This is a genomic window from Microcoleus sp. F4-D5 (assembly GCF_036704885.1).
GTDB lineage: Bacteria > Cyanobacteriota > Cyanobacteriia > Cyanobacteriales > Microcoleaceae > Microcoleus.
The window spans coordinates 1-12,531 of the sequence record NZ_JAUBSX010000126.1 but is presented as its reverse complement, the minus strand read 5'-3'; the positions used below and the strand labels follow the sequence as shown (position 1 = coordinate 12,531).

Here is a 12,531-nt window from a genome sequence, read left to right as displayed (position 1 = left end):
GAGGACGCCCAGACATTTTAATATTCTCCTTTACTTTTCAGGTAACTCTAGCATAACTTTAGAAAAATGGTATTACCACGCTGACAAGACAACCCAACCTGGATCAAAGTATGAAAAGTATCAATTTAGAAATTATGGCATCTCAAGGTTTTCTGTATTTCTGGGCTTTCGCAACGAGTTAAATACAGGTTTTCTACCCATGAAATTCTCTCAGAACGAACCTGAGCGTCTGCTAGTAACTTATGACGCAGGTCGTCCTTACGAAATTGATACAGAAACCCTTGAAGTTGTGACTCCAGTTGGGGCAAATAAAGAGTGGAGGGGAGCAATGTCGCTCCCCTTGCCTTTTAAACCTGTTTTTAGCACCGCTCATCCAGTCTTTGATGCCCACACTCAAGAGATGTTTACGGTCAATTATGGAAGGTCTTTAGGCAGTCTTCTTGAAACCACACCTTTGATTCAAAAGCTATCTCAACTACCGCCAGAAGTTGAGGAGTTTATCAAAAATTTCGCTAAGTTTTTGAGCGATATTTTTTTCAAAAATTTCTTTAGTAGATTTTCTCCATTTTCTGAGACAATCTTTCAAATTTGTACGAACTTAATTGAAAAGATTATTGGTGTAGAAGATTTTGTCCATCTGGTTCGCTGGGATGGTTTAGGGAATCTAGAGCGATGGAAGCTGATCCTTCCTGATGGTTCACCAGTTAAAATTAAGCAAACTATACATCAAATTGGAGTCACCAGAGACTACGTAGTCGTAATGGACACAGCGTTCAAAGCTGGGTTAGGGCAGTTGCTCAATAATCCTTTTCCTGACAACAAGGAATTGGAAAGACAGCTTGCAAATTTACTGACACGTCCAGTTTTGCCCGATTCCACTATATATATTGTTCCTCGTGATTACCTAAAACCTGGACAAAGTGCTGAACGCAATCAGCGAGAAGTTGAAGTTGTAGCATGGAAGGTTGCGATCCCACTCCCAGCAGCACATTTTTTGGTGGACTATGAAAATCCACGCGCACAAATCACACTTCACATAGCGCATATTTGTGCTTGGGAGGTATCGGAATGGTTGCGAGTATCTGATGTGTCTGCTTATTCACCCCATAATTCCTTACCTTCTTACTTGTCTGGGATAACAATGAATCCGATGGACATCAGTCGCATGGGACGCTATGTTATCGACGTAGAAAGCAGAAATGAAAAGCCTATTGAGTCAAAAATCATCTCAGATCGCAAATGCACGTGGGGGCCAGGGATATACACATACCATGACGGAATACATTCAGATATGCCTCCAGGCAAACTCGAAGATATCTACTGGATTTCTTCGGGACTCTGGAAAGAACTGATCACAAAGTCAATGTGTGACCTATATCAAGACTATAAGTACCAGCAAGTACCGCTGTCAGAGGTTTTGAGGTTAGCAGAAAAAGGCATACCAGCTTGCTTGTTCCGGCTGCATACATCGTCGATGGAGATCGCCGACTACTATGAGTTTCCGAGTGGTTACACAGTGAATTCTCCCCAGTTCGTACCGCGTAAAGATGGCGAAGATAGTTCAACAGACGGTTACATTGTGTGTGCGGTTTTGTTTAAAAATAGCAATGAATTTTGGATTTTCGATGCCAAACACTTAAAGGAGGGACCAAAGTGCAAGCTGAGACACCCCTTACTCAACATTGGTTATACTTTGCACGCAGCTTGGTTACCAAATATTGGCACTCGCCAAGCTAGCTACAACATTCCGGTGAGGCAAGATTACCAAGATTTATTAGAAAATTTTCCTTACCCTCTACAGTTCAAGCAAGAAGTTGAGGAGTTGTTTGTTAATGAGGTGTATCCGCACTTTGATGGAGATACAAAATCTACTTAAAAGTAGGATTGTAGCAACAGCAAAATTCTTGAAAGAGAGCTTTCCCTCCCATTGACTCTATAAAATGGTATAAATTGCATCTGGCGATGCAAGAGCGTCTCCGAAGGAAGATCGCATCCGACCCCAATCTGCACTGTTAATATTGTCACATCTCAACTCAGGAGAGTCACATGAGCGAACCAACTCAGAGCAATACCAAAGCAGTAAGAGACAGTTGTCCCCCAGTTCCCGAATCGCTTGTCAAAGCTAAACGCGATGAACTCACCGACATCAAACTAAATATTACCAAGATGGGTGAGAAAGACTTACCAGATGACTTACAGGGTCATGTCTTTATCATTGCACCAGTCGGTACCGTTGAATCAGGAGGTCTTCCCTTTATCAATGGAGACTCATTCTTGGGCGGCGACGGCATGATTTACCGATTAGACTTCCAGCCAAAGGGTGAAGTTTTATTAACTACACGGATTATCAGGCCACCAGATTACTATGCGGATGAAGCAGCCCAACCTGGTGAAAAGTATGCCAAGTATCAATTTCGCAATCATGGCATCATCAGGTTTTCTTGGTGTCTTGGCTCTCGCAACGATTTAAGTATTGCCTTCCTGCCAATGAAATTTGCTGAGGACTCCCAAGAACGCCTGCTAGTTGCCTATGATGCGGGCCGTCATTACGAAATTGATACGGCAACTCTTGAAGTGGCAACTCCTGTAGGCTGGAACAAAGAGTGGCGAGGAGAAATTGAGCTAAATTTTCCCTTGCAGTGCCTGAATTTTCCCTTTTCACCCGTGCTTAGCACTGCCCACCCCGTATTTGACGTTCGCAAAAGCGAAATGTTCACGGTCAATTATGGGATGTCATTAAAAACTTTTCTCGGCACCGTAACTAATACGGCAAATAAACTAACGAAACAAGTAAAGAAAGTTTTTCCACCAGCTAGACCATATCTGGAAAAATTCAAGCTTCCAGAAGATTTCATTTATCTAATTCGCTGGGATGGTAAAGAAGAACTAGAGCGATGGCAGCTAGTATTGTCTGATGGTTCGCCGGTCAAAATTAAGCAAAGCATTCACCAAATTGGATTTTCTCAAAATTATGTGGTAATTGTAGATACCTCTTTCAGAACAGGGATAGAACAGATAATTAACAACCCTTTTCCGAAAAACAAAAGGTTAGAAGAATGCCTGCGAAAAAAACTGGATGTGATGGAGTTAGCAACAACTCCTGTATATCTAGTACCTCGCGATCGCTTAATCAACGGTCAAAAACCTGGGATTAGCGATCGCAACGAAGATGTGCCGACGGTGACTGTCCAAAAAGTAGAAATTCCTCTAGAAGTTACCCACTTTCTCGTAGATTACGACAATCCCGAACAACTGATTACCCTCCATGCAGCACATACTTGTGCCTGGGATGTGTCTGAATGGATACGTGCCTATGATGATTCTCCTTATTTCGACCCTAAGTTACCTCGCCCACACGGGATGGAACAGAGCGAGATGGACATCAGTCGCGTCGGACGCTACGTCATTAACGGAGAAACTGGAGAAATCGTTGAACAGAAGGTTATTCCAGAGAAATTTATCCCTGAAGCAGAAGAGTGCAAGTGTACTTGGGGAGTAGCACTTTATGCTTATCTTGACCGACTTCCTTCGGATCTCTATCCCACCATGCCGCCAGGTAAGCTTGATAATATCTACTGGATCTCTTTGGGACTCTGGAAGGATCTAGTCAGTAAGTTTATGGTTGATTTCTTCAAAGACTATCCGGCAAGAGAAGTGCCACTAGAGGAATTGCTCAGAATTGCCCAAGAAGAAGGCAGACCAAGCAGCTTGTTCCGGATGGATACTTCTTCAACTGAATCGATGAAGATTGCCGACTCCTATGAATTTCCTCCTGGTTGTATCGGTCTTTCGCCCCAGTTTATACCGCGCGGTGATGGGAACAGTTCAACAGATGGTTACATTACCTGCACTGTTTGGTTGAACAATACCTACGAGATCTGGATTTTCGAGGCTTGGAATCTCAAGCAGGGGCCGCAGTGGAAACTGAGTCATCCCGATCTCAACTTTGGGTTAACTTTGCACACGACGTGGCTGCCAAGTATTGGACGCCGCCAAGCTAGCTACAACGTGCCTGTGAGGGAGGATTATCAGGAATTAGTGGCTCAGAAGCGATCGCAGGAGATTCAGGATCTGTTTGATGAAAAGGTGTACCCTCACTTTGAGAAAAAATTAAAATCGATCTGAGAGCAACGGTAATATATTTAACAAGGTTAGAGGTCAAAGCTACTTTAAACTAGGTCATCCTGACCTCTAGTCTTTTTATATTTAAACAAAAAAAGTAAAAATATGATTATTCTCCCCGGCTACACAATTGCAGAGACAATTTATGAAGGAGACAGAACAGTTGTTTGCCGAGGAATCAGAGAGCGCGATCGCCAGTCAGTTATTCTCAAGATAATTAAAAATGAATATCCGAACATTGAAGAGATTACTTGCCTAAGACAAGAATACAGCATTCCCCAAAAATTAGACATTCCAGGAATTGTTAAGCCATACAATCTGGTTAGCTATCAGAATAGCTTTGCTTTAGTATTAGAAGATTTTGGCGGTCGAGCTATTAACAAATTATTGACATTTAAAAACATTAAATTAGAAGATTTTTTAAGTTTGGCGATTTCTTTAGCAGAAACGATAGGTCAACTCCATAAAGTAGGGATTATACATAAAGATATTAAACCTAGCAATATCATCATCAACCCCAAAACTAGGGAAGTCAAAATAACTGACTTTAGCATCGCGATCGCCTTACCCAAAGAACAGCAAACTATTGTCAATCCCAACTTGCTGGAAGGGACTCTCGCTTATATGTCACCCGAACAAACGGGGAGGATGAATCGAACAATTGACTACCGCACCGACTTCTACTCTTTGGGAGTGACTTTCTATGAAATGCTGACCAACCAGTTGCCATTTACTACCACCGATCCGATGGAGTTGGTTTACTGTCATATTGCCAAACAACCCGTCCCACCTAAAGAGGTAGCAGAAATTCCTCAAGCGGTTTCAGGTATTGTGATGAAACTGTTAGCAAAAAATGCGGAAGACCGATATCAAAGTGCGGCGGGATTAAAATTTGACCTGGAAACTTGTTTGCAGCAATTGCAGACAACTGGAAAGATTGAAAATTTTCCCATCGGTCAACGCGATCGCGGCAACCAACTACTCATTCCCCAGAAGCTTTATGGTAGAGAAACCGAAGTCCAAATTCTTCTAGATGCCTTTGGACGAGTCAGCCTCGGTGCCACCGAGATGATGTTAGTTTCCGGTTATTCCGGGATTGGTAAAACTTCAATCGTCAATGAAGTTCATAAACCAATTGTAGCAGCTAGGGGATATTTTATTGCGGGTAAGTTTGACCAGTTTAAGCGCAATATTCCCTATGCGGCGTTAATCCAAGCATTTCAAGAATTAGTTCGTCAGCTATTAACCGAAAGTTCCGAACAGATTGCTATTTGGAAAAAAAACTTATTAAATGCGCTAGATAATAACGGTCAAGTTATTATTGATGTTATCCCCGAAGTCGAACTAATTATCGGTAAACAGCTTGAAGTTCCTCAACTGGGTTCATCGGAATCCCAAAACAGATTTAATCTGGTATTTCAACAATTTATTCGAGTTTTTTGTCAACCCGAACACCCGCTAGTCATATTCCTAGACGATTTACAGTGGGCAGATTCGGCATCTCTAAAGTTAATCCAACTCTTAGTCACTGACCCAGATAACAAATATTTGTTAACGATTGGAGCTTATCGAGATAACGAAGTCAGTCCCGTTCATCCTTTAATTCAGACAATAGAAAAAATTCAAGAAACTGAAACGTTGGTGAATAATATCACCATTCAGGCGCTGGCTTTGGATAGCGTCAACCAATTAGTTGCAGAAACTCTGGATGCAAGCATCAATTCAGAGCAAATTAAAGTTTTTTCTGAATTAATTTTTAATAAAACCCAAGGAAATCCCTTTTTCTTAACGCAGCTACTCAAAACCCTGTACTCGGAAAATCTGCTGGTTTATCAGGTAGACACAGACTGCTGGGAGTGGGATATTCAACAAATACAGGCGATTGGCATCGCAGATTTCAATATTGTTGAACTGGTTGCTCGCAATATTCGCAAACTCGCAGAAAAAACGCAGAAAGCATTAAAATTAGCGGCTTGTATCGGCAACCAATTTAATTTAGAAGTTTTATCAATTGTCAATGAAGAATCAAACATAGCGACGGCTGCTCATTTGTGGGAAGCACTGCAAGCAGGTTTGATTCTGCCGCTGTCTGAAAATTACAAAATTCCTCTACTCTTTGCCCAGGAAGAGTTGGCATCTATACGCGATATCAAAGTTGACTACAAATTTTTGCACGACCGCGTGCAGCAAGCTGCTTATTCTTTGATTCCAGAGTCAGAGAAAAAAGCCACTCAACTGAAAATTGGTCAACTGCTGCTGAATAATACAACCGATCAAGAGCGAAAAGATAATATTTTTGCTCTGGTTAACCAACTGAATTTTGGCACTGATTTGCTAACTAATCAGTCAGAAAAAGATGAGTTGGCCCAATTAAACCTGATCGCCGGACAGAAAGCAAAGGCCACGACTGCGTATGAAGCCGCTGTTAATTATTTGAATATAGGTCTAGAACTGCTGAGTCAAGATAGCTGGGAAAGTAGATACGATCTGACATTTAATTTTTATCTGGAAGCGGCGGAAACCGAATATCTCAATACCAATTTAGAACGAGCGGGGATATTGTGCGATCGCACCCTCCAAAAAGCCAAAACAATCCTCGAAAAAGTCAACTTATATGTGCTGAAAATTAGGCTTAACCTCGCTAAAAACCAGATTCAATCTGCTTTAGATACCGGACTGCAAGTTCTCCAAATCCTAGGAGTGACCCTGAGTCAATCACCCCCGCAAGAACTCAATATTGAGGAGTTAGCAAACCTACCTGAAATGACCGATCCCTACAAGCTGGCGGCTATGCAGATTTTAACTCTCATATGGCCTCCTGCTTGTTTTGGAGATGCCAAGCTATCTCTACCAATTCTGTATACTATGATCGATCTTTCCAGTCAATATGGAAATTCTAGGCCAGCTATTTATGCCTACTGTAACTATGGTGGAATCGTAACTTGGCAAATTCCAGACATAGATTTTGGTTATCAGCTCGGTCAACTAGCTTTGAATGTATTAGATAAGCTGAATGCCAAAGAGTTTCGCTGTAAAGCATTGCTCACATATTGCATTACTATCCAACATTGGAAGCAACATACTAGGAATACTATAGAACCCTTGCGTCAGGCAATTCAAGACGGTCTAGAAGTTGGCGATATAGAATTTGCTTGTCATACGGCTGACTTCTACTGCGCCCACTTGTTTTTTGTTGGTGAACATCTTGAGTTGGTGGCTGAGAGGTTAGAGCAATATATTGATTTTGTCAATATGTTTAAACAGGAATACCAGTTAAACTTGTTGAAAATATTTGGTCAAGCTGTATCTAATATTAGGGAAAGCGCTGAAAATAAATGCGAATTAATTGGCAATACTTTTAACGAAATAGAAAATTTACCACTATTTATTAAACAAAATAATGTAATATATTTGTTGTACATATATTTTTTAAAATCTCGTTTGTGCTATCTTTTTAAAGATTACTATGGCTGTTTAGAAAATGCTGAATTAGCTGCCAAATATTCACATTTTGTTCGCAATATAATTCTGTTTGCGGAACATATTTTTTACTATTCGCTTGCTTTAGTTGCTCAGTATGCAAACACGCACAAGCGTGAAGATAATGAGAACAATCTTAAACAGCAACAATATCTAAAACAAGTAGAAGAAAATCAACAAAAGATGAAATATTGGGCTGTCCATTGCCCAGCCAATTACCAGCATAAGTATGACTTAGTAGAGGCAGAAAAAGCCCGCGTATTGGGGCAATCTTTCTCAGCAATGGAATATTACGACCTGGCGATAGATGGAGCCAAGGAAAATGGATATGTCCAGCACGAAGCCCTCGCCAATGAACTAACAGCAGAATTTTATTTAACTTTAGGTCGTCAGAAAGTAGCGCGTACCTACATGATAGACGCTTACTATGCTTATATTCGCTGGGGAGCCAAGGCAAAAGTTAAAGATTTAGAAGAGCGCTATTCTGAATTACTCGCACCAGTCGTCGGTAGGAAAAAGAGCGTGACGAGTGGAAGAGACGAAACGATTGTTCAGACCAGAACCACTCTCACTTCTACCAGTTCAGGTGCTGCAAAAGAGCTGGATTTATCAACAATTATCAAAGCCTCCCAAGCGCTCTCAGGGGAAGTTCATCTGGATGAATTGCTCTCGAATTTGATGCAAGTCTTGCTGGAAAACGCGGGAGCAGAAAAGTTTTATTTCATCATACCTGACCCAGCAGGTAAGTGGAAAATTGAAGCTCAATGTACGGGTGAACGATGTGAATTAATATCCAAGTCAGCGACTGAAAATCAAGTGATTCCTATCTCGCTGGTTAATTATGTACAACGCACGCAAGAAACTCTGGCGATCGATGATGCAACCACTGAAACTAGGTTTGCCTCTGACCCGTATATTATTCAGCAGCGACCTAAATCTATCTTGTGTAGCCCCCTGATTAATCAAGGTAAGTTGGTAGGCATCTTATACCTAGAAAATAATTTAACAGCGGGGGCTTTTACGCGCGATCGCCTAGAAGTCCTCAACATCATTTCCGCCCAAGCTGCGATCTCCATCGAAAATGCCCGTCTCTATCAAACTTTAGAAGAAAAGGTGCAACAACGCACCGCCCAACTCGCCCAAGCAAACCAGGAAATTAGCGACCTCAACAACAAACTTAAAGCCGAAAACATCCGCCTCAGTGCTGAGTTAGAAGTCACGAAACGACTGCAACAAATGATCTTGCCCAAACAATCAGAAATTGATAAAATTAAAGGATTAGAAATAGCTGGATATATGCAACCTGCCGATGAAGTTGGTGGCGACTACTACGACGTGCTAACCCAAAATGATAAGGTAAAAATTAGCATCGGCGATGTTACGGGACATGGTTTAGAAAGTGGCGTATTAATGATTATGGCGCAAACCGCCGTCCGCACTCTCCAACAAATAAACGAAACCGATCCGGTGAAGTTTCTTGATGTGTTAAACCGCACCCTTTATGCCAATATCGAGCGTATCGACTCGTCTAGAAACATGACTTTGGCTTTGTTAGATTATCAAGATAGTAACTTCAGCCTCAGCGGTCAACATGAAGAAGTTATCGTAGTCCGTACTGATGGTAACATCGAACTGATCGATACAATAGAACTAGGCTTTCCTCTGGGATTAGAGGAAGATATTTCGGGTTTTATTTCCCAAGTTCAAGTGCATCTTAATCCCGGGGATGTAGTAGTGCTTTACACAGATGGAATTACCGAAGCTGTCAATATAAATAAAGTGTATTACGGCATAGAAAGATTGTGCCAAGTGGCCAAAGAAAATCGTCACAAAACGGCTGAAGAAATTCGACAAGCAGTAATCGATCATCTGCGGCAACATATTGACAAACATAAAGTTTTTGACGACATTACGTTGGTAGTCCTAAAACAGAAATAACGCAAGTTGGTAATTGGTAATTGGTAATTGGTAATTGGTAATTGGTAATTGGTAAATTGTTTGAGCGTCCGACGATCGAAACCGACTTCACGCTCAACAATTTTGGCAATGGTGCGCGGACTCAGGAAGGTGCGATCGGCAAACAGAACCAGTTTACTTGTATAAAAAATAACTACTGTTTTAGTAATTTTACGCAGACAACAGTTGTAGCAGCCGATATTGCCGAAAGTTGCAATAAGGGAGGGTTGCTCCTGGAATGCTTGATTAATAGTCATCTTAGCCTTTGCGATCCAACCTGGTTTACGAAAATTTTAAGAATAAACCTTGAAGCATATTGTTTTGGTAAAGGTATCAAAAATGTATAGACAAAGACATATACATGACAGATGATGTAAACAAAGAGCAAAAGAACTCAATAAATTCAATCCCTCTAACGATAGAAACAAGGTATTACTCTTATGAAAACCAACTTTGCCCCACCACTAACTGCCTGTATAGCTACCGCTGGTTTAGCCATTGCTTCTTCATTACTAACTGCAACGCAAGCCCAAGCATTCGCTTTATCCGTCGATCCTCAGTACGGTACTACCAACGGCATCGGTACCGGGGCTACTGCAACATTGGACTTCAACATTGTCCAAAGTGGAGCCGATTTGCTCCTGAATTTGGGTATCACCAATACCACTGGCACCAAGGCTACAGCCGGCGGTGCAACAGACTCTTCTCTCGTTGGCGTGGCATTTGACGTATTTAGCGGCGTTACTGCATCAGTTAAATCGACTGCAGGCAGCAATTTTACATCGTTTTGGGAAAACGTTGATATTAGCGGTTTGCACGACGGTTTCGACTATGGCATTAGCACTCCGCGCAATAGCTTTGAGGGTGGAAACGCGAATGGAGGCTTATATAAAAATCAGTCTACTTTCGTTAGCTTTTTGCTAACTGGCAGCAGCCTGAGTGCGGAACAGGCACAAAGTGCTTTGCTGGCGGGATTTCAGAATGGTACGCTCAAGGCAGGGGTTCGCTTCCAGCAGGTAAGTGGGTCTAATATTGGCACCAGCGACAAAGTTATGGCGGGAGTTTCCGCTGATGCTGAGGCAGTGCCCGAACCAACAACTATTGCAGGTATGGTGATGGGGTTGGGAAGTTTAGTAGCAGCACGCCGCAAGCAGGCAAAAAAGGCTACAGCCTAAATTTTTTCAGGGGCTCGGGCCATCCATCGGCAGAAAAGCTCGCCGCATTTGTGTCAAATAAGCTTAACTTCTAATATCAACTCATAAGAGCCAGCGCAGCTATCCCGCCTCTGGCTCTTATTTTTGCTCTAGACTGACAAAATCTCAAAATCCCCAGAAAATATCAACCAATTTGTGGTAAGTTTTTGTGTCGGTTGCTATGTGGCAATCTTCTGCAAGTTCAGTTAAACGCTCTCTCAGCAATGTTTTTGCCAATTTTCCCCCTCGCTCAAGCAACCCCGACACCTCCGACCCAACAAGTCATCATCCAGCGAGAATTTTCGATACCGGAAAACGAACTGGATTTGCCAGTACCTCCGACAACGGCCCCGCTGAACACTGTGACGGTACCCCAGCAAGTGCGCGTTTTGCCCGGAAAACTCGACAGCATCCCGGTTTTCAACAGCAACAGCCCGGAAGTCGTGCAAACCGAAGGCATTTTGCTCTCCACATTTCCCCCAGAAGGAAAACAAGTACCTTCTGCACACTTAAACTTTCCCTTCAAAGGCCGATTTGATATCTTTGCCCACCACATCGCCAAAGCTAAAAATCGCGCCGAAACTCGCACCTTATTTCAAGGAATAATTGTCCGCAATCCCAACTCGGAACCTGTTACTTTAAATGTCTTGCAAGGAGCGACTTATTTAACTCGGCCGGACGCTTTGTTTGTCGATTTACCGTCGTATTTAGAGAATCGATTTGGCACTGTGTTTGCGGGGCCTGGAAGCCGCATCACGAGCGATGTGCTGCGGGGATACAGACAAGCCATTTTGCCCGCTGCGATCGAGATTCCGGCGAATCAGAGCCGAATGCTGATGAATTTGCCGATACCTGTGGGGAATGTCACGCCTTCTTCCAACGGTCGATCGACCTTGATGCGAATGTCGAGCAGCAATTCGGTTTATGTAGCATCGTTAGCGATGTTTGCCCCTAAAAGTCAAGGAGGAGTCGAGCAATATCCCACATTAGAACAGTGGGAAAATATTTTAAATACCCAAGGTTTAGCGGGGCCGAGAGATTTAGCACCAACTCCGAGAGGCGAAAATCCGGTGCAAAAAATTTACGGCCGCGTGGCGGGAGTAGCTGAAGGTTCCCAGTGGCAAGCTAAAATTACGGACAATTCGAGAACCGATTATTTAACTATTCCCAAGCGCGGCGAGTCCTTTTCTTATGCTTTGAGCACTACGGATACGGGTACTTTTGGCACTGGTCAAGTTCAAAGCGCTAAAATGTTAGCTCGCTATCCCGATACTGCTTACTCTGCTCACGGTAATTACGGGATTCAATACAACTTAACTTTTCCGCTTTACAACAAATCTCGTGAATCCCAATCTGTTAGCATTAAAATGCAAACACCGATCAAAGCAAATACAGAATCGGGGGGATTGATGTTTTACGAGCCTCCTGAAAATCGGATATTTTTCCGAGGTACGGTGCGGGTGATGTTTAATGATGATACGGGCAAGACTTTGACGCGCTACATTCACATCGTGCAGCGCCGGGGACAGCAGGGGGAACCTTTGGTGAATGTGAATATGAAGCCGGGGGAACGCCGTTTGGTGCAGGTGGATTTCTTGTATCCGCCGGATGCGACGCCGCCCCAAGTTTTGACTGTGCGATCGAGTAATTAAGCTGTCGCGCATTTAAATTGCATATTCGAGGCGGGCTCATAGGCCCACCCCACAACCCACATTCCGCACCCCCAACTGGCACATAGGCAGATGGAGGGGATAAAAGTGAATCATCCGAGATAATAAGT

General features: G+C 42.8%; 6 protein-coding genes. All 6 read left to right on the top strand.

All coding sequences use genetic code 11. The features are described from left to right. Positions 1-1,876, top strand: a 1,876-nt coding sequence (locus QUA80_RS31690) for a carotenoid oxygenase family protein (RefSeq protein WP_333428898.1), incomplete at its 5' end; no start/stop codon positions are given. A 170-nt stretch (positions 1,877-2,046) separates the two neighbouring features. After that, positions 2,047-4,125: a carotenoid oxygenase family protein gene (locus QUA80_RS31685; protein WP_333428897.1), complete on the top strand. Its 2,079-nt coding sequence runs from the start codon at positions 2,047-2,049 to the stop codon at positions 4,123-4,125. Between the two features lie 102 nt (positions 4,126-4,227). After that, positions 4,228-9,540 (top strand): AAA family ATPase, encoded by a 5,313-nt coding sequence (locus QUA80_RS31680; RefSeq protein WP_333428896.1) that lies wholly within the window; start codon positions 4,228-4,230, stop codon positions 9,538-9,540. Positions 9,541-9,581: 41 nt separating this feature from the next. Continuing rightward, positions 9,582-9,905, top strand: a complete 324-nt coding sequence (locus QUA80_RS31675) for a hypothetical protein (protein WP_333428895.1) — start codon at positions 9,582-9,584, stop codon at positions 9,903-9,905. Positions 9,906-9,998: 93 nt separating this feature from the next. Next, positions 9,999-10,733, top strand: a complete 735-nt coding sequence (locus QUA80_RS31670) for a PEP-CTERM sorting domain-containing protein (protein WP_333428894.1) — start codon at positions 9,999-10,001, stop codon at positions 10,731-10,733. Between the two features lie 242 nt (positions 10,734-10,975). Next, a complete protein-coding gene (locus tag QUA80_RS31665; protein WP_333428893.1) occupies positions 10,976-12,403 on the top strand; it encodes a DUF3370 domain-containing protein in 1,428 nt (475 codons plus the stop codon). Positions 12,404-12,531 lie beyond the last annotated feature (128 nt).

Coding starts and splice junctions, on each gene's coding strand:
- QUA80_RS31685 (WP_333428897.1), top strand. CDS start 2,047: ATGAGCGAACCAACTCAGAGCAATACCAAAGCAGTAAGAGACAGTTGT.
- QUA80_RS31680 (WP_333428896.1), top strand. CDS start 4,228: ATGATTATTCTCCCCGGCTACACAATTGCAGAGACAATTTATGAAGGA.
- QUA80_RS31670 (WP_333428894.1), top strand. CDS start 9,999: ATGAAAACCAACTTTGCCCCACCACTAACTGCCTGTATAGCTACCGCT.
- QUA80_RS31665 (WP_333428893.1), top strand. CDS start 10,976: ATGTTTTTGCCAATTTTCCCCCTCGCTCAAGCAACCCCGACACCTCCG.